This is a genomic window from Sporichthya polymorpha DSM 43042 (assembly GCF_000384115.1).
In the GTDB taxonomy this organism is placed as follows: domain Bacteria; phylum Actinomycetota; class Actinomycetes; order Sporichthyales; family Sporichthyaceae; genus Sporichthya; species Sporichthya polymorpha.
In genome coordinates this window covers 4,158,744-4,177,256 of the sequence record NZ_KB913029.1, presented here as the reverse complement: position 1 = coordinate 4,177,256, position 18,513 = coordinate 4,158,744, and the positions used below count along the sequence as shown (strand labels likewise).

At 72.0% G+C, this 18,513-nt stretch carries 15 protein-coding genes; 9 read left to right on the top strand and 6 right to left on the bottom strand.

The window, feature by feature from the left end; genetic code table 11:
• Positions 1 to 127 precede the first annotated feature (127 nt).
• Together glgX and treY are read left to right on the top strand one after the other, a co-directional pair.
• Positions 128 to 2,218: a glycogen debranching protein GlgX gene (gene glgX, locus SPOPO_RS0120320; protein ID WP_028984957.1), complete on the top strand. Its 2,091-nt coding sequence runs from the start codon at positions 128 to 130 to the stop codon at positions 2,216 to 2,218.
• A complete protein-coding gene (treY, locus tag SPOPO_RS0120315) occupies positions 2,212 to 4,641 on the top strand; it encodes a malto-oligosyltrehalose synthase (protein ID WP_019876882.1) in 2,430 nt (809 codons plus the stop codon). Before glgX ends, treY begins: the two co-directional genes overlap by 7 nt.
• Here treY and SPOPO_RS0120310 read toward each other — a convergent pair.
• Positions 4,638 to 5,972, bottom strand: a complete 1,335-nt coding sequence (locus SPOPO_RS0120310; RefSeq protein WP_019876880.1) for a S8 family serine peptidase — start codon at positions 5,970 to 5,972, stop codon at positions 4,638 to 4,640. The two genes, treY and SPOPO_RS0120310, sit on opposite strands and share 4 nt — an antisense overlap.
• 153 nt (positions 5,973 to 6,125) lie before the next feature.
• Here SPOPO_RS0120310 and treZ point away from each other — a divergent pair, with 153 nt between their 5' ends.
• Both treZ and SPOPO_RS0120300 read left to right on the top strand, forming a co-directional pair.
• A complete protein-coding gene (gene treZ, locus SPOPO_RS0120305) occupies positions 6,126 to 7,877 on the top strand; it encodes a malto-oligosyltrehalose trehalohydrolase (protein ID WP_084671342.1) in 1,752 nt (583 codons plus the stop codon).
• Positions 7,874 to 8,617: a dihydrofolate reductase family protein gene (locus SPOPO_RS0120300; protein ID WP_019876878.1), complete on the top strand. Its 744-nt coding sequence runs from the start codon at positions 7,874 to 7,876 to the stop codon at positions 8,615 to 8,617. The genes treZ and SPOPO_RS0120300 overlap by 4 nt, the downstream gene beginning before the upstream one ends.
• Before the next feature lie 27 nt (positions 8,618 to 8,644).
• Here the strand turns inward: SPOPO_RS0120300 and SPOPO_RS0120295 are convergent, their stop codons facing one another.
• A complete protein-coding gene (locus tag SPOPO_RS0120295; RefSeq protein WP_028984954.1) occupies positions 8,645 to 9,727 on the bottom strand; it encodes an ATP-dependent DNA ligase in 1,083 nt (360 codons plus the stop codon).
• Positions 9,728 to 9,798: 71 nt separating this feature from the next.
• Between SPOPO_RS0120295 and SPOPO_RS0120290 the strand changes: the two genes are divergently transcribed.
• From SPOPO_RS0120290 to SPOPO_RS0120280, 3 genes are all read left to right on the top strand, one after another.
• Positions 9,799 to 10,068, top strand: coding sequence for a hypothetical protein (locus SPOPO_RS0120290; RefSeq protein ID WP_019876876.1), 270 nt, complete (start codon positions 9,799 to 9,801; stop codon positions 10,066 to 10,068).
• The gene (locus SPOPO_RS0120285) at positions 10,068 to 10,385 is read left to right on the top strand and encodes a type II toxin-antitoxin system PemK/MazF family toxin (RefSeq protein ID WP_019876875.1); all 318 of its coding nucleotides are present in this window, start codon (positions 10,068 to 10,070) and stop codon (positions 10,383 to 10,385) included. The genes SPOPO_RS0120290 and SPOPO_RS0120285 overlap by 1 nt, the downstream gene beginning before the upstream one ends.
• 74 nt (positions 10,386 to 10,459) lie before the next feature.
• On the top strand, positions 10,460 to 12,190 hold the full coding sequence (locus SPOPO_RS0120280) for a S8 family peptidase (protein WP_156870081.1): 1,731 nt from the start codon (positions 10,460 to 10,462) through the stop codon (positions 12,188 to 12,190).
• A gap of 3 nt (positions 12,191 to 12,193) precedes the next feature.
• Here the strand turns inward: SPOPO_RS0120280 and SPOPO_RS0120275 are convergent, their stop codons facing one another.
• Positions 12,194 to 13,258, bottom strand: coding sequence for a DNA polymerase domain-containing protein (locus tag SPOPO_RS0120275; RefSeq protein ID WP_033385125.1), 1,065 nt, complete (start codon positions 13,256 to 13,258; stop codon positions 12,194 to 12,196).
• A 75-nt stretch (positions 13,259 to 13,333) separates the two neighbouring features.
• Here SPOPO_RS0120275 and msrB point away from each other — a divergent pair, with 75 nt between their 5' ends.
• A complete protein-coding gene (gene msrB, locus SPOPO_RS0120270) occupies positions 13,334 to 13,747 on the top strand; it encodes a peptide-methionine (R)-S-oxide reductase MsrB (RefSeq protein WP_033386977.1) in 414 nt (137 codons plus the stop codon).
• Positions 13,748 to 13,817: 70 nt separating this feature from the next.
• Here the strand turns inward: msrB and hemQ are convergent, their stop codons facing one another.
• Both hemQ and hemG read right to left on the bottom strand, forming a co-directional pair.
• Positions 13,818 to 14,585, bottom strand: a complete 768-nt coding sequence (gene hemQ, locus SPOPO_RS0120265) for a hydrogen peroxide-dependent heme synthase (RefSeq protein ID WP_019876869.1) — start codon at positions 14,583 to 14,585, stop codon at positions 13,818 to 13,820.
• Positions 14,582 to 15,988 carry a protoporphyrinogen oxidase gene (gene hemG / locus SPOPO_RS30765; RefSeq protein ID WP_211210933.1) on the bottom strand — a complete coding sequence of 469 codons (1,407 nt, stop codon included), beginning with the start codon at positions 15,986 to 15,988 and terminating at the stop codon, positions 14,582 to 14,584. The genes hemQ and hemG overlap by 4 nt, the downstream gene beginning before the upstream one ends.
• A 64-nt stretch (positions 15,989 to 16,052) precedes the next feature.
• Here hemG and SPOPO_RS30760 point away from each other — a divergent pair, with 64 nt between their 5' ends.
• Positions 16,053 to 17,438 carry a TolB family protein gene (locus tag SPOPO_RS30760; protein WP_019876867.1) on the top strand — a complete coding sequence of 462 codons (1,386 nt, stop codon included), beginning with the start codon at positions 16,053 to 16,055 and terminating at the stop codon, positions 17,436 to 17,438.
• Here the strand turns inward: SPOPO_RS30760 and SPOPO_RS30755 are convergent.
• The gene (locus tag SPOPO_RS30755) at positions 17,435 to 18,493 is read right to left on the bottom strand and encodes a hypothetical protein (RefSeq protein ID WP_156870079.1); all 1,059 of its coding nucleotides are present in this window, start codon (positions 18,491 to 18,493) and stop codon (positions 17,435 to 17,437) included. The two genes, SPOPO_RS30760 and SPOPO_RS30755, sit on opposite strands and share 4 nt — an antisense overlap.
• Between the last annotated feature and the right edge of the window lie 20 nt (positions 18,494 to 18,513).

Sequence of the window (18,513 nt, the reverse complement as noted above, 5' to 3'; positions counted from 1 at the left end):
ATAACACCTGTGCAATCCGGGGTAGGGACCTCCGGTGAGACAGGATGACGTGACAACGGCCTTGCCAGCCGTTCCGGCCCCGCGCCGAAACCCCACCGATCGGAAGAGCCGCACACTGATGGAAGACCTGGAGATCTGGCCAGGCAGCGCCTACCCCCTCGGGGCGACCTACGACGGGGCGGGCACGAACTTCGCAGTCTTCTCCGAGGTCGCGCAGAAGGTCGAGCTCTGCCTGATCGACGAGCGCGGCCGCGAGACCCGCCTCGACATGAACGAGCACGACGCCTTCGTCTGGCACGCGTACATCCCCGGGATCGAGCCCGGGCAGCGGTACGGGTTCCGTGTCCACGGCCCGCACGACCCCGGCCGCGGGCACCGGTGCAACCGGAACAAGCTCCTGCTCGACCCGTACGCGAAGGCGATCGATGGTGAGATCGCCTGGAACGAGGCTCTCTACGGGTACCGGTTCAACGCGCACAACCAGCGGAACACCGCCAACAGCGCCCGCTACACGATGCTCTCCGTCGTCTCGAACCCGTACTTCGACTGGGGCGACGACCGACACCCGCGGACCCCGTACCACGAGACCGTCATCTACGAGGCTCACGTCAAGGGTCTGACGATCGCCCATCCGGAGATCCCGCGCCGCATCCGCGGCACCTACGCCGGCCTCGCGCACCCGGTGATGATCGACCACCTGCGGTCCCTCGGTGTCACGGCCGTCGAGCTGATGCCGGTGCACCAGTTCGTCCACGACCACACGCTCGCCGACCGCGGGCTGCGCAACTACTGGGGCTACAACACGATCGGGTTCTTCGCCCCGCACAACGGCTACGCCTCGCGCGGCACCGACGGCCAGCAGGTCCAGGAGTTCCGCGGCATGGTCAAGGCGCTGCACCGCGCGGGCATCGAGGTCATCCTCGACGTCGTCTACAACCACACCGCCGAAGGCAACCACCTCGGTCCGACGCTCGCCTTCCGCGGCATCGACAACGCGAACTACTACCGCCTCGGCGACGACCCCCGGTACTACTACGACACCACCGGCACCGGGAACACGTTGCACATGCGCAGCCCCCACGTGCTGCAGATGATCATGGACTCGCTGCGGTACTGGGTCACCGAGATGCACGTCGACGGGTTCCGCTTCGACCTCGCGGCGACCCTGGCGCGCCAGTTCCACGAGGTCGACCGCCTCTCGGCGTTCTTCGACCTCGTGCAGCAGGACCCGGTGGTGTCGCAGGTGAAGCTGATCGCCGAGCCCTGGGACCTCGGCGAGGGCGGGTACCAAGTCGGCAACTTCCCGCCGCTGTGGACCGAGTGGAACGGCCAGTACCGCGACAACGTGCGCGACTTCTGGCGCGGCGAGCCGCACAACATGGCCGAGTTCGCCTCCCGGCTCACCGGGTCGTCCGACCTGTACCAGAACGACGGACGCCGGCCCTGGGCGAGCATCAACTTCGTCACCGCCCACGACGGGTTCACCCTGCGCGACCTCGTCTCGTACAACGACAAGCACAACCACGCCAACGGCGAGGACAACCGCGACGGCGAGAGCCACAACCGCTCCTGGAACTGCGGCGTCGAGGGTGAGACGGACGACCCGAACATCCTCGCCCTGAGGGCGCGTCAGCAGCGCAACTTCATCGCGACGTTGATGCTCTCGCAGGGCGTTCCGATGCTCCTTCACGGCGACGAGCTCAGCCGCACCCAGCGCGGAAACAACAACACCTACTGCCAGGACAACGAGATCGCCTGGGTCGATTGGGCCTCGATCGACACCGAGCTGCTCGCCTTCACGCGGGCGGTCGCCCAACTGCGTTCCGAGCACCCGGTCTTCCGTCGCCGCCGGTTCTTCGCCGGCCGCGGCCAGGGCGACCCGCTCGGCGACATCGCCTGGTTCACCCCCGGCGGCGAGCACATGACCGAGCAGGACTGGACCGCCGGGTTCGCGAAATCGCTCGCGGTGTTCCTCAACGGCGGCGCGATCTCCGAGCCGGGTTCGCACGGCGAGCGGGTCGTCGACGACTGCTTCTACCTGATGTTCAACGCGTACCACGGGGAGCTGGAGTTCACCCTCCCGTCCGAGGCGTACGGCGAGGCCTGGGAGGCCGTTCTGGACACCGCTGACCCCGACGTCGGCAGCCGAAAGCCCTACCGCAGCGGCGAGCAGATCACGATGATCGACCGGTCACTGATGGTGCTGCGCCGATGCTGACCCCCGGCCCCCTCACCGCGACGTACCGTCTGCAGCTCAACGCAAACTTCACCTTCGCCGATGCCGCGCGCGCGGTCGACTACCTCGCCTCGCTCGGGATCAGCCACCTGTACCTGTCGCCGATCCTGCAGGCGACGCCCGGGTCGGGCCACGGCTACGACGTGGTCGACCACACCCGCCTCTCCGACGACCTCGGCGGCCGCGAGGCCTTCGACCAGCTCTGCGCCGCGGCGCGCGAGGCCGGCCTCGGCATCGTCGTCGACGTCGTGCCGAACCACATGGCGATCCCGACCCCGGCGTCGCTCAACGCGCCGCTCTGGTCGGTCCTGCGCGACGGGCCGGGCTCGCCGTTCGCGCGCTGGTTCGACGTCGACTGGACCGTCCCGGACCGCGCCATCCTGATGCCGCTGCTCGGCCGGCGCATCGGCGAGTGCTTGGCCGACGGTGACATCACCCTCGACCGGTCGGGGCCGGAACCCATGATCCGGTACTACGACCACGTCCTGCCCGTGCGGCCCGGGACGGAGGACCTTGACCTCCCGACGCTGCTCGACCGGCAGTGGTACCGCCTCGCGTACTGGCGCGTGGCCGACGAGGAACTCAACTATCGCCGGTTCTTCGACATCGACACCCTCGCCGCGCTCCGGGTCGAGAACGACGAGGTCTTTCACGAGTCGCACCGGCTGATCGGGGACCTCGTCAAGGACGGTCTGATCCACGGCCTCCGGATCGACCACCCGGACGGTCTCGCCGACCCGACCGGCTATCTGACGAAGCTTCAGGAGCTCACCGGCGGCTGCTGGGTCGTCGTGGAGAAGATCCTCGAGGCCGAGGAGGAACTCCCCCGCGACTGGGCGTGCGCCGGCACGACCGGCTACGACGCGCTGCTGCGCGCAGGGGGCGTGTTCGCCGACCCGAACGGCCTGCAGGCTCTGACCGAGGTCTGGGGTCGGCTGATCACGGCCGAGGGCGACGAGGACGCCGCCCCGTACCCCGCGGTGGTCGAGGACGCGAAGCGGACGATCGTCCGCGACCACCTCTACGCCGAGGTGGAGCGGCTGGTCTCGCTGCTCGCCGACATCTGCCACGACGACATCAACCTCCGCGACCACACCCGCCGCGGCCTGCACGAGTCCCTCGTCGAGCTGCTCGTGGCCATGGGCGTCTACCGCGCGTACGTCCCCGTCGGCGGCCCGGCGCCGGAGGTCTCGGAGCGACAGCTGGAGGCGGCCGCTGCGGTCGCGATCCAGAACCTGCCCGAGGAACGGCACGCCACCGTCGAGCTGATCCGCGACCTCGCCCTCGCGCGCCGCGGCCGCGACGTGCGCCGCGACGAGTTTGTCGTCCGCTTCCAGCAGACGACCGGCCCGGTGATGGCGAAGGGCGTCGAGGACACGGCGTTCTACCGTTGGTACCCGCTCGGCTTCGCCAACGAGGTCGGCGGCACGCCCGACCGCGCCGGCGTCGAGCCCGCGGAGTTCCACGCGTTCTGCGCGCGCCTTGCGGCCGACTGGCCGGAGACGATGACCACGCTCTCGACGCACGACACCAAGCGCGGTGAGGACGTGCGGGCCCGCCTCGCGGTGCTCACCGAGATCCCCGAGGAGTGGGGCCGCGCGGTCACTGCCTGGCGGGCGATCGCCGCGGCGTACCGCTCCTGGGAGGGCTGGCCCGACCCGGCGACCGACTACCTCCTCTGGCAGACCCTGGTCGGGGCCTGGCCGATCTCGGCCGACCGCCTCGTCGCCTATCTGGAGAAAGCAACCCGGGAGGCGAAGCTCCACACCTCGTGGACCTCCCCCGACGCAGACTACGACGCCGGGGTGAAGGCGTTCGCCCAGGGCGTCTGCGCCGACGAGAACCTGCGTGCCGCGATCGAGGCGTTCGTCGGGATGATCGCCCCGCACGCCCGCGCGGTGAGCCTGGGTCAGAAGCTCGTGCAGCTCACGATGCCGGGCGTCCCCGACGTCTACCAGGGCGCCGAGTTCGAGACGCTCACGCTCGTCGACCCCGACAACCGACAGCCCGTCGACATCGACGCCCGCCGCGCGGTCCTCGCCGAGCTCGACGCCGGGAACCCGCCGAAGGACCTCGACGCGGAGAAGCTGCTCGTTACCTCGCGTGCGCTGCGCGTGCGCCGCGAGCACCCCGAGTGGTTCGGGCCGGGCGCGCAGTACACGCCGCTCGACACCCCCGACCACATCCTGGGGTACCTGCGCTCGTCCGGCGGCCCGGGCGGAGCGCTGGTCCTGGCGCTGCGGCTCACCGTTGCCCTCGAGCGCTCCGGCGGTCTCGGCGACACCGCGATCAGCCTCCCGCCGGGAACCTGGACCGACGCCCTGACCGGGCGTCAGTTCACCGGCATCGTGCGGTGCGCCGAGCTGCTGACCGATCTCCCGGTCGCGCTGCTCGTCAGCGGTTAGAGCTTCGAGACGTCGAGGAGCCGGTCGGGGCGGCCGTCGGGGTCGGTCCGGCTCACCCAGTCCGACGACGCGGCGGCGAGCAGGGCCGCGCGAACCTGGGCGGGCGTCGCCGACGGGTGCGCGGCGCGGTAGATCGCGGCGGCGCCGGCGACGTGCGCCGCGGCCTGCGAGGTGCCGGTGAGCTCGACGTAGCGGCCGCCGTGCCAGGTGGACAGGATGCAGACTCCCGGCGCGATCAGGTCGACGTCCTCGCCGTAGTTGGAGAACTCGGCGAACTCGTCGTCCTCGCCCAGACAGTCCAGCGGCTGCGGGTTGGTCCCGAGACCGCCGGGCTTGCCGTCGTAGTCGGCCAGGGCGGAGACCGTGACCACCTCGGCGTAGGAGGCGGGGCTGTAGTCCTCGGCGTCGGCGGAGGCGTTGCCGGCCGCGACGGTGTACGTGACGCCCGCGGCCACCGACCCGCAGATCGCCTCGTGCAGGGCGCCGTCCCGGCAGCCGAGGTCGGGGTCGAGGCCGCTCAGACTCATGTTCGCCACGTCGATGGTGCCCGCGTTGGCGGTGACCCACTCGATCCCGCAGATCAGGGTGCCGAGGCTGCCGTTGCCGGCGGAGTCGAGGACGCGCACCGCCCACAGCCGCGCTCCCGGCGCGACGCCCACGACGCCGACGCCGTTGTCCCGCGCCGCCGCGATGCCGGCGATGTGGGTGCCGTGACCGCGGGGGTCGTCGTAGCCGGCGGGGTCGGTGGACGGCTCGGACGGGGACGTCCCGAGCAGCGCACCGTCCGAGACGCAGTCGACGCCGCCGACCACGTGAAGGTCCGGGTGGTCGACGTCGATGCCGGTGTCGAGGATCGCGATGTCGGCGTCCACGTCGCCGGCGCCGTCTCCGGCCTGGGTCTGGCTGCTCGGGGCGCCGACGCGCGCGATGCCCGGCGGCAGCAGCTGGGAGGCTGCGCTGACGCGGCGGTCGAGCGTCACGGTGCGCACCCGCGGGTCGGCGGCCACCCGGCGGGCCAGGGCGGCCGTCATGCGAGCGCTGTAGCCCCGCAGGGCGCGGGTGAAGACACGGTCGACCGTGACGCCGAACTCGGCGTGCTCGGCGGCGACCGCGGCCGGCTCGCCCTCGGCGAGGCTGACCAGGTAGGCGTCCGGGATGACCGTGGTGTCGGCGGGGGCGCTCAGGCGGAGCTTGGTCTCGGGCGCAGCGGCGCGGGACGCCTCCGACGTGGCCGGTGAGGCCTGCAGCGCGACGGCACCGAGCAGCCCGACGACGGCGAGCGCGGCCACGCCCAGCGCCGCGCGGCGTGTGCGCCGCTCGCTGCCCAGCACCCGGACCGGCCTCCCCGTCGCCCCGCCCAAACCGGACAAAACCTCATGTTTGTCCCGATCCGGTCGATTATTGCGGGAACTGGGCCCCGGATGTGGGCGATTCGACCAGTCGGGTGGGGTTTCCCGGGGCGGCGATTGCGACAGGGTTCGGGCATGGTGCGCGGTATGGAGGGGTGGCCGGTCTGGGCGCCCGGGGCGGAGACCGTCGAGCTCGAGCGAAACGGGGCGCGGCACGCCATGCGCCGCGGCGAGGACGGGTGGTGGACCGCCCCGGACGTGCCCGTCGAGCACGGGGCCGACTACGGGTACGTCGTCGACGGCGACGGGCCGTTCCCGGACCCCCGGTCGCGCTGGCAGCCGGCCGGCGTCCACGGGCTGAGCCGGGTCGTCGACCACGACCGCTTCGACTGGACCGACGCGAGCTGGCCCGGCCGGGGGCTGCCCGGGTCCGTCACGTACGAGCTGCACGTCGGCACGTTCACCTCGGGGCGGACGTTCGAGGCCGCGATCGAGCGCCTGGACCACCTGGTCGAGCTCGGCATCGACCTGGTCGAGGTTCTGCCCGTCGCCGCCTTCCCCGGCCGGCACGGCTGGGGCTACGACGGCGTCGCCCTGTACGCGGTGCACGACGCCTACGGCGGCCCGGAGGGGCTCAAGCGCTTCGTCGACGCCTGCCACGCCCGTGGCCTCGGCGTCATGCTCGACGTCGTCTACAACCACCTCGGCCCGAGCGGGAACTACCTCTCCAGCTTCGGTCCGTACTTCACCGACAAGCACCACACACCCTGGGGCGCCGCGGTCAATCTCGACGACGCGGGCAGCGACGAGGTGCGCCGGTTCATCATCGACAGCGCGCTCGCCTGGCTCCGGGACTACCACGTCGACGGTCTGCGGCTCGACGCCGTGCACGCGCTCGCCGACGACCGGGCGACGCACCTGCTGACGGAGCTTCAGCTCGCGGTCGACGAGCTGGCCGCGGAGACGGGGAAGCCGCTGTTCCTGGTCGCGGAGTCGGACCGCAACGACCCGCGGACCGTCACCCCGATCGAGGCGGGCGGGATCGGCCTGACCGGGCAGTGGGCCGACGACATCCACCATGCGTTGCACGCGCTGCTCTCCGGCGAGCGGCAGGGCTACTACGTCGACTTCGGGTCCTACGAGTGCCTCGCGAAGACGCTGACCGAGGCGTTCTTCCACGCGGGGACCTACTCGACGTTCCGGGGCCGGACGCACGGCGCGCCCGTCGACCGTTCCCGGATCCCCGGGCACGCCTTCGTCACCTACCTGCAGAACCACGACCAGGTCGGCAACCGCGCGACCGGCGACCGGCTCTCGGCGTCGGTCTCCCCCGGCCGGATGGCGATCGGCGCGGCGCTCGTCCTCGGTTCGGCGTTCTCCCCCATGGTGTTCATGGGCGAGGAGTGGTCGGCGTCCACGCCGTGGCAGTACTTCACGGACCATCAGGAGCCCGAGCTCGCCGACGCCGTCCGTGAGGGCCGGCGCAACGAGTTCGCCTCGCACGGCTGGGACCGCGACGACATCCCGGACCCGCAGGACACCGCGACCGTCGAGGCTTCGACCCTGGACTGGGCGGAGCTCGACAAGGAGCCCCACGCGACGATGCTGCGTTGGTACCGGGACCTGATCGCGCTGCGCCGGGCCCACCCGGAGCTGAGGGACCCACGGCTCGACGCCGTCCACGTCGAGTACGACGCCGACGCCCAGTGGCTCGTGATGCACCGCGGCCGTATCCGGGTCGTCACGAACCTTGCGGACGCCCCGCAGACCGTGCCGCTCGACGCACCGGCCGGCGAGGTCCTGCTCGCGTGGTCGGAGGCGGAGCCGCAGGATTCGGCCGTGGCACTCGGAGCCGAGTCCGCGGCCCTCGTTACGGTGCGGGAGTGATCTCTGCCGTAACCCCCGGCCCCGAGCTCGACGTCGAGGCCCTCGCCGCCGCGTACGCCTACCCCTCCGAGATGCCGCGCGGCCGCTGGCTGCGCGCCAACATGGTCGGCACCGCCGACGGCGCGGCGATGGGCGGCAGCGGCGTCACCCGGCAGATCTCGAACCCCAACGACCTCGGCCTGCTGCTCCTGCTGCGCTCGCTCTCCGACGTCGTCCTCGTGGGCCCGCGGACGGTCCGCGCCGAGAGCTACGGGCCCGCGCGTACCCGCGCGGACCACGCCGTCGTCCGCGGCGACCGGCCCCCGCCGCCGATCGCGGTCATGACATCGAGCCTCGACCTGGATTTCACCACGTCGCTGTTCACCGAGCCCGCGGTCCCGACGATCGTCTTCACCGCCGAGACCGCCCCGGCCGAGGCGCTCGCCGCCGCGCGCAAGGTGGCCGACGTCGTCATCGTCGGGGAGGACTCGGTCCCGCTGCCCGCGGTCGTGGACCACCTCGTCGACCGCGGCCACGCCCGCCTGCTCTGCGAGGGCGGGCCCGGAATCCTCGCGAGCATGGCCGCCGACGGGCTCCTCGACGAGCTCTGCCTGGCGCTGTCCCCGATCCTCGCCGGCGGCCGCGCCGGCCGCATCATGCGCGGCCCCGACCTCGGCGGCGGCCTCCCCCTGACCCTCGCCCACACCCTCACCGACTCCGACGGGTTCCTGTTCCTCCGCTACCTCGTCCAGAACGCTTAGGCGGAAAGCACCCGACCGGCGGCCCCGCTACTGCGGGATGACGCGACCGGCGAAGACCTCGTCGAGGTCGAAGTTCACCGGCTCCTCGAGCTGGGCGTAGGTGCAGGACTCGGGCTCACGGTCGGGGCGCCAGCGGACGAACTGCGCCGTGTGCCGGAACCGGACGCCCTCCATGTGGTCGTAGCGGACCTCGACGACGAGCTCCGGGCGCAGCGGGACGAACGAGAGGTCCTTCTGCGCGTTCCAGCGGCTCCCGGCGGCGGCCTCGGGGGTGCGGGTGCCGGCCTCGGTCTGGGCCCAGTTCCACGGGTGGTCGTCGAACTCGGTGACGAACTCCTGAAGCAGCTCGAACAGTTCCTTGCGCTTGGCCATCGGGAACGCGCCGATGACGCCGACGCTGGCGAGCCGGCCCTCGTCGTCGTAGAGCCCGAGCAGCAGCGACCCGACCGCATCCGGGCCCGACTTGTGGACGCGATACCCGGCGACGACGCAGTCCGCGGTGCGGTCGTGCTTGATCTTGAACATCGTCCGCTTGTCCGGCTGGTAAGTGCCGGTCGCGGGCTTGGCCATGACGCCGTCGAGCCCGGCGCCCTCGAACTGCGTGAACCACTGCGCGGCCTCGGCCGGGTCACGGGTGGCGGGCGTCAGGTGGATCGGCGCCTTCACCCCGGTTAGGGCCTCCTCCAGCGCGGCACGGCGCTCGGCGAACGGCCGGCCGGTGAAGTCCTCGTCGCCGAGGGCGAGCAGGTCGAAGGCGACGAAGCGGGCCGGCGTCTGCTCGGCCAGCAGCTTCACCCGGCTCGCGGCGGGGTGGATGCGCTGCAACAGCGCCTCGAAGTCGAGGCGGACCCCGGCCTCGTCGGGGATGACGATCTCCCCGTCGAGCACGATCCGCTCCGGCAGCCCCGCAGTGAAGGCCTCGACCAGCTCCGGGAAGTACCGGGTCATCGGCTTGGTGTTCCGGCTGCCGATCTCGACCTCGTCGCCGTCGCGGTAGACGATCGCCCGGAAACCGTCCCATTTCGGTTCATACAGGAAATCCCCCGCCGGGATCTCCGGCACGGACTTCGCGAGCATGGGGGCGACCGGCGGCAGCACGGGAAGATCCACGGTGCCGAGTATCTCGGTGGCCGGCCCGGTCGGCCGAGGCGGCGTACCCGGGAGGGCGGTATGGTCCTGGTATGCTCACCAAACCAGGGGCGAAGACGCAGGTCACCATCCGGGTGAGCGCGGAGTTGGTCGCGTTCGTGGACGATCTCGTCGCAAACGGCGACGTCGCGTCCCGCGCCGCCTACTTCGACCGGGCGGGCGAGCGGGAGCGTCGGCACTGGTTGGCCCTGAACGACCTCCGCATCCTCGAACAGGACCGTCTCGAACAGGACCGGGCGGACACCGGCGACCTGGGCGATCTGGCGGCCTGGGCCGCGAAACAGGCGACGGACCTGGACTGATGCGTGCCCTGGTGTGGGTCCACCTGGACAAGGTTCGGCCTGCGGTGGTCCTCACGCGCGAGACCGTGCTCCCGCGGATGGCCAACATCACCGTCGCCCCGGTCATCAGCACGATCCGAGGGCTCAGCACGGAGGTGCTGGTCGGCCCGGAGAACGGCCTGGATCACGAGTGCGTGATCAGCTGCGACAACATCACCACGGTCCCGACCTCCGCCGTCCAGGGCCGAATCGGCTATCTGATGGCAGATCAGGAAGATCGACTCGCCGACGCGATCAATCTGGCCTTCGACGTGTACCCCTCCTCGGGCGTGAGGTGAGGACATACTGGACGCGGCGGGGCGATCTCCGCTGATCCGCGTAATCGGGAGGGCATGACGTGCAGGGCTTTCGCGTGACAGGTGCCGTGGGCATCGCCGGCCTGGCCGCCGCGGTGACGGCGGCGCTGCTCCCGGTGGGCACGGACGCCCGCGCGGACTCCACCGGCAGCCCCGTCGAGTACGTGACGCTGTTCGCCGGCACCGACGCGAAGTCCCGGGACGCGGCGCGCGACGCGATCGAGGCCGCGGGCGGGCGGATCCTGTCGGAGAACGAGGCGATCGGCACCGCGCTGGTCCGCACCGACCGGACGCAGTTCCGCGCGCTGGTGCGCCGCGGCGGCGCGGTCCTCGGCGCGGTGCCCAACCGCGTCATCGGCCAGGCCCCGGAGCTCACCCGCACCCGCGACGTCGTTGAGCGCCTCTCCCCCGCCGACCGCGCCGAGGCCACCAAGCGCTTCCGCGCGGCGGCCCCGAAGCAGACGCATCGCGCCGCGGCCGTCGCCGGCGCCGAGCCCCTCGCCGACCTGCAGTGGAACATGCAGATGATCGGCGCGACCCCGACCGGCTCCTACGCCTCCGAGCTCGGCGACAAGCGCGTCCGCGTCGGGGTCATGGACACCGGCATCGACGGCTCGCACCCCGACCTCGCGCCGAACTTCGACGCGCGCCTGTCGAAGAACTTCACCACCGACATCCCCGAGGCCGACGGTCCGTGTGAAGTGACGACCTGTCAGGACCCGGCCGACGTCGACGACAACGGCCACGGCACCCACGTCGCCGGCATCATCGGCGCGGCGATCAACGGCGTCGGCATCGCGGGCGTCGCGCCCGAGGTCACGCTGGTCAACGTCCGCGCCGGGCAGGACTCCGGGTTCTTCTTCCTGCAGTCCGTGACCGACGCGCTGACGTACTCGGCGGACATCGGCCTCGACGTCGTCAACATGAGCTTCTACGTCGACCCGTGGCTCTACAACTGCACGGCCAACCCCACCGACTCGCCCGAGGAGCAGGAGCAGCAGCGCCTGACGGTCGAGGCCGTCCAGCGCGCCGCCGACTATGCACGCGGGCACGGCGTGACGCTCGTCGGCGCGCTCGGCAACGAGAGCACCGACCTCGGCAAGGTCGACGCCGACGACTCGAGCCCGAACTTCCCCGAGGGCAACGAGCGCGAGCGCGTCGTCGACAACTCCTGCCTGACGGTGCCGGCCGAGACGACCGGCGTTCTCTCCGTCGCCGCCCTCGGCCCGTCCGGCCGCAAGGCGTACTACTCGAACTACGGCACCGAGCAGAACGACATCTCCGCCCCCGGTGGCGACGCGTTCGACACCCCGGACTTCAAGGTCGACCCGAAGGGCCAGGTCCTCTCCGCCTACCCCGAGGCCCTCGGCCGCGCGGAGGGTGAGATCGACTCCAGCGGCGAGCCGACCTCCCCGTTCACCGTCAAGGACTGCTCGGGCGACGTCTGCGCGTACTACCAGTACCTGCAGGGCACCTCGATGGCCGCACCGCACGTGGCCGGCGTCGCGGCGCTGGTGATCAGCCGCCTCGGCTTCCCGCAGGGTCCCGGCTTCGGCCTCGACCCGGGCATCACCGAGAGCGTCCTGTTCCGGACCGCGACCGCGCAGTCCTGTCCGAACCCGCCGGACTACGCGTACACCGTCAACGGCGCGAGCGGAACCCGCGAGTTCACCCACACCTGCGAGACGACGAACTCCAGCAACGGGTTCTACGGCCGCGGCGTCGTCAACGCTCTCGCCGCCGCGAACCTGCTCCCGCTCGCGGATCTGACGGCCCCTCCGCGGTAGCCCTCAGTCCTCCGCGTCGGGCTCCTTCTTCGCCCGGCTCGGCTGGACCCGCTTGGGCTCGCCGGCCATCTTGGGGTACTCGGGCGGGTAGGGCATGTCGGTCAGGCCGTGGTCCCGCTCGTCGCGTTCGTACCACTCCAGCAGCGGGGTGAGGTCGTGGGCGACGTCGTCGATCGCGGCGTGGAGGTCGCCCTGCTCGGCGAACCGCGCCGGCATGGTGCGGACCGTGAAGTCGGCCGGGCTCACCGACGGCAGCTCGTCCCAGGTCACCGGCGCCGAGACCGGCGCGTGGGCGAACGGGCGGATCGAGTACGCCGAGGCGATCGTCCGGTCGCGGGCGTTCTGGTTGTAGTCGATGAAGATCGTCTCGCCCCGCTCCTCCTTCCACCACTTGGTGGTGACGCGGCCGGGCAGGCGGCGCTCGAGCTCGCGGCCGAAGGCGATCGCGGCGTGCCGGACGTCGGTGAACGACCACCGCGGCTCGATGCGGACGTAGATGTGGATCCCCCGCCCGCCCGAGGTCTTCGGGAACCCGACCCAGCCGAGGTCCGCGAGCACCTCGCGGGCGCAGCCGGCGACCTCGACCGCGTCGGCGAAGTCGGTCCCGGGCTGCGGGTCGAGGTCGATGCGGAGCTCGTCCGGGTGGTCGACGTCGAAGCGGCGCACCGGCCACGGGTGGAAGGTGATGGTTCCCAGGTTCGCGCAGTACGCCACGGTCGCGGGCTCGGTCGGGCAGATCTCGTCCGCGGTCCGGCCGGAGGGGAACGCGATCTCGGCGGTCACGACCCACTCGGGAGCGCCCTTGGGCACGCGCTTCTGGTAGAACGCGTCGGCCCCGCGCGGGTCGGCGCGCGTGGCCCGCTTCGCGCCCTCGAAGACCCCGCCCGGCCAGCGCTCGAGCGTCGTGGGCCGGTCCCCCAGCGCGCGCAGGATCCCCTCGGAGACCGCCAGGTAGTACTCGACCATCTCGCGCTTGGTGATCCCGACGGCCGGGAAGTAGACCTTGTCGGGGTTGGTGAGCTTGACCAGCCGCTCCCCGACCTCCAGCTCCACGAAGGGCGATGCCATGATCCGCACGCTATGTCACAACCCGGTAAGGACCGGTCGGGAAACACCCGGGCAGGCGGATCGGTTGGAGTGGACATGACGACTTCGAAGCAGTACCCCGTCACCAAGACCGAGGCCGAGTGGCGCGAGCAGCTCAGCCCCGAGGAGTACCACGTCCTGCGCGAGGCCGGCACCGAGCGGCCCTGGTCCGGTGAGTACAACGACACCAAGACCGTCGGCATCTACACCTGCCGCGCCTGCGGGGCGGAGCTGTTCCGCTCCGAGACCAAGTTCGACTCGCACTGCGGCTGGCCGTCGTTCTACGACCCGGCGGACTCCGACGCGGTCGAGGAGATCGAGGACCGCTCCCACGGCATGGTCCGCACCGAGGTCCGGTGCAAGAACTGCGGCGGCCACCTCGGCCACGTCTTCCCCGACGGGTACGACCAGCCGACCGGCCTCCGCTACTGCATCAACTCGCTCTCGATCCGGCTCGAGCCGGCCGAGTAGCGGCGCAACTTCTCCTGCGCGGCGCGCCCTTCCCGACCCCGGGATGGGCGCGCAACGCCGGAGAAGATGGTTACGGCAGGGCGGCGACGAGGTCCGCGGGCTCGCGGCGACGGCCGGTGTAGAACGGCGTCTCGTGCTTCGTGTACAGCCGCGCCTCGCTGCCGCGGAGGTGGCGCATCAGGTCGACGATGCGGTGCAGCTCGTCGGCCTCGAACGCGAGCATCCACTCGTAGTCGCCGAGCGCGAAGGCCGGGACCGTGTTGGCCCGGACGTCCGGGTACTCGCGGGCCATGCGGCCGTGCTCGGCGAGCATCCCGCGGCGCTTGTCGTCCTCGAGCAGGTACCACTCGAGCGTGCGGACGAACGGGTACACGCAGACGTAGTCGCGCGCCCGCTCGTCGGCGAGGAACGCCGGGATGTGGCTCTTGTTGAACTCCGCCGGCCGGTGCAGCGCCAGCTGCGACCAGACCGGGTCGCAGGCGCGGCCCAGCGCGGTGCGGCGGAACTCCGAGTAGGCCTGCTGCAGGTCGTCGGAGTTCTCGGCGTGCCACCAGATCATCAGGTCGGCGTCGGCCTTGAGGCCGCTGACGTCGTAGAGCCCGCGGACGACGACGTCCTTGGCCGCCAGCTGGTCGAGGAGGGCGACGAACTCCTCCGTCAGCGCCGTCCGGTCGGTCTCGCCGAGCGGGCGCGCGACCCGAAAGACCGACCACATCGTGTAGCGGATGACCTCGTTGAGCTCGCGGGCGGACATCTCCGACCGCGGACGCTCGCTCGCCGTGGGATTCGCCGTGGGATTCGCCGTGGGGTTGGACGCGGGGGTCTCGGGGGCGCTCATGCTTCCATTGTGCCGCCGGGCCGAACCGCGCCGACAATCCGCTCCGCCGCCAGGCGGGCCGTGGCCACGCACGCGGCGATGCCGACACCGTCGTAGGCCGCCCCGCAGACCGCGAGGCCGGGGACGGCGTCGACGGCCGCCCGGATGCGCCGCACCCGGTCCAGGTGCCCCACCGTGTACTGCGGCAGCGCACCGCCCCACCGCTGCACGGCGGCGTCGACCGGCGAGCCGGCCAGGCCCGTCGCGTGCGCGACGTCGACGGCGACGCCGTGGATCAGGTCCTCGTCGTCCCGCTGGAGGTCCGCCTCCTCGCCGAGGCGGCCGATCGAGGCGCGCAGGACGGTCCCGGAGCCCGCGCGGGCCGCGGCCTGCGCCGTCCACTCCCATTTGAGCGAGGAGACCGTGACGGCCTTGATCAGCCGCCGGTCGACGGCCGGGACGAGGAACCCGCTGCCGGCCAGCGGCGGCTCCCCCGCGCTCGGCGGGTACACCAGGGTCACGATCGCCATCGAGGCGTACTCGATCCCGGCGAGCTCGCTCGCGGCCGCGGGGGCGGCGTCGGTCAGCAGCCGCGCGGCCGCCGGGGCCGGGACCGCGACGACGACCGCGTCGGCCTGGATCAGCTCGTCCGTCAGCCCCGAGCGGGTGCGCAGGGTCCACCCGCTCTGCGTGCGGGTCAGGGCCTGGACCGTCACGCCCGTCCGCACGTCGGCCCCGGACGCGGCGGCCACGGCACCGGGCAGGCGCGAGACGCCGCCGGCGATCCCGGCGAACACGGGCCCCGGTTGCGCCGCCGCCTTGATCTCGGCCGCGGCCTTGGTCAGCGGAACGCCCTCGGTCACGGCCCGCGCGAACTGCGGCAGCGTCGCGAACATCGAGAGCTGGTCGGCGTGGCCGGCGTAGACGCCGCCGAGGAGCGGGTCGACCATCCGCTCGACGATCTCCTGGCCGAGCCGGTCGCCGACGTAGGCGGCCACCGAGACGTCCTCGGTCCGCGGCTCGACCGGCATCACGGGCTCGGCCATCGCCCGCGTCACGCCGGCGGTGGAGACGATCCCGGAGCGCGCGAGCGCCGCGAGGTCGCTGGGGACACCCATGACCTGCTCCGCGGTCAGCGGCCGCACGTGCCCGCGGCTCCACATGCCCGCCGACGACGTCACCGGATGCACCAGGTCGTCCCCGAGGCCGACCGCACGGATCAGGTCCACCGCCTCCGGCCGCCGGGCCAGCACGGACTCGGCGCCGGTCTCGACGGTCACGCCGCCGACCTCGGCAGCGCCGAGCTTCCCGCCGAGCCGGGGCGAGCCCTCGAGCACGACGACCTCTCCCGACGGCTCCAACTGCCGCAGGAACCACGCGGCGGACAGGCCCGCGATCCCGCCTCCGACGACCACGACTCGCACGGGGCCAGACTTCCACGTCGCAAAGCGGGCCTTTGCCCCCAGGGCGGACACGTATCGTCGCCCCATGTCGGTCGCTGCCCACCTGTGCGGGGGGCTGGTCGGCGCGCTCGTCCTGACCGCCGCGGTCGGGCCGGCTCCCGCGGTCGCGGCGCCCGGCGAGATCACCCGCGTCAGCGTCGACAGTCAGGGACGGCAGGGCTCGGACGACAGCTACGCCCCCGCGATCAGCGCCGACGGCCGCTTCGTCGCCTTCGACTCGGAGGCTCCGGACCTGATCGGCCGCGACACCAACCGCGCTCCCGACGTCTTTGTCCGCGACCGGAGGACCGGGCGGACCACCCGCGTCAGCGTCGCCGGCACGGGCACCGAGGGCAATCGGGGCTCGTACACGCCGGCGATCTCCGGCGACGGCCGCTGGGTCGCGTTCGTGTCCGAGGCGACCAACCTCGTCCCCGGTGATACCAACGGCGACCCGGACGTGTTCCTCCACGACCGGCGGACGAAGCGGACGGTGCGGCTGTCCGTCGCCACCGACGGCCGGGAGACCACCGGCGGCACCTCGCCGGTGATCAGCCGCAACGGCCGGTACGTCGTCTACAACGTCGGGACTCCCCTGCGCTCGGTCGGCGACGACTCCGACCTCGCCGGGATGTTCCTCTACGACACGAGGACCGGGAAGCGCACACGCCTGCCCGGAGTCGCGGGCGTCGACCCGTCGATCTCCGCGGACGGCCGGTACGTCGCGTTCTCCTCCGAGGTCCGCGACCTCGTGCCGGGCGACACCAACCACGTCTTCGACTGCTTCGTGCTCGACCGGCGCACGGGCCGCATCTCGCGCGTCAGCGTCGGGCCGAAGGGCCGGCAGGGCAACGGCGAGAGCAGCGGCGCGGTGATCTCCGCGAACGGCCGCTACGTCGCGTTCGCCTCGACGGCGTCAAATCTCGTGCGCGGGGACACCAACCGCGTCGACGACGTCTTCGTGCGCGATCTACGCGCCGGCACCACCCGGCGCGTCAGCGTCCGCCCCGGCGGCGGCCAGGCCGACGGCATCTCCGGCGGCCCGGTGCTGTCGGCGAGCGGCCGGTACCTGCTGTTCCTGTCGGCCGCGGGCAACCTCGTCCGCGCCGACCGCGGCGGGGCGGACTTCCACATCTACCGGGCCGACCTCCGCACCGGCGCGCTCGTCCGCGTCACCTCGAGCCCCACCGGGCGCCCTGCGAACGCCGAGAGCACCTCGTTCCCCGCCCTGAGCGCGGACGGCCGCACCGTCGCCTTCGGCTCCCGCGCCTCCAACCTCGTCCGCGGCGACACCAACGGCCGCGACGACATCTTCGTCCGCGAGTTCTCGCGTCCGCCGGCCCGGACCGGTGGAGTTGCGTCCGTGGAATCGAGCGCTCCGACAGCCGATTCCCCGGACGCAACGAGCGTTCCGCGACGCATGGGGATCTAGGACGCGCGGCGCCGCTGACGTCGTGCGGGCTCCCACCCACCGGCTCGGAAGACCGCCTCCATCTGGTCGAGGAACGGGTCCTCGTTCGTCCGGAACGCGAAGTTCGGAATCTGCAGGGTCACCTTCCCGGCCAGTACCGCAGCGTTCTGTTTGAGCGTGTCCCGCATCGCGAGCGCCGCGTCGAGGTGCTGAACGCCGTGGATTTCGACGGTGAGGTCGTACTCGGCCCAGACGCTGTCGTAGCGGACTCGGCCGGAGGGCAGGTTGACCACGACCTGGCGGTCCGGCTTCGGGAACCCCCGCCGGCGGCAGGCGCGGGCGAAGTTCCGCTCGTCGATCGACTCGACACCGTCGCTGACGTCGCTCAACAGGCCATGAAGCAGCGCCCGGCGTGGGTGGCGCTGGACGCGCTCCACCGCCGCAGCGAGATCCGCGACGCGCACGCGGCGCTGTTGCACCGCCGCGACGACGATCAACGAGGCTTCGCTGTCACTCCGCGCCCAGAGTGCGGCGTGGACCGCGGCCGTCGCCGGCCTGGTCCGCGGAATCCCGTTGCGCAGCACGTCCTCCTCACGGAGCCGCCGAGTCTCGTGGACGCGAACCCCGCTCGGACGGCGATGCCACGCCCGCGGCGGGACGGCAATGTGGATCCGGTCGGAGGCGACGGTGCGCAGGCCCGCAAGCAACAGGGCGCTGATGCCGTCGACCACAGCGGACGGCCCGACCTCCAGAACTGCCCACCAATAGGGCGTGCGATCGTCCGGGTCCCCGACCTGCAGAGCTTCCGCGCCCACCGCTTTCCACCGCTGCGCGGCGAGCTCGGCACGCAGTTCGCTCCGGGTCCAGCCCAGGGCGTAGACCTGGTGACGGCCCAGCAGATTCCCCTGTCGTGCGGCGATCTGCATCGTCTCCGCGCGGCGATGCGCGTGCTGAGGGTCCCTTCGCGACACCGGAGAATCTTCGCCCTTTTCGGCGGTCTTCGCGGGCGCCTGTGGATGACCGCCTCCCGAGGCCGTTGGGTCCGGGAAATCGGTCGTTCGAGCGACCGATTCCACGGACGCAAGCCGCGCCGGGG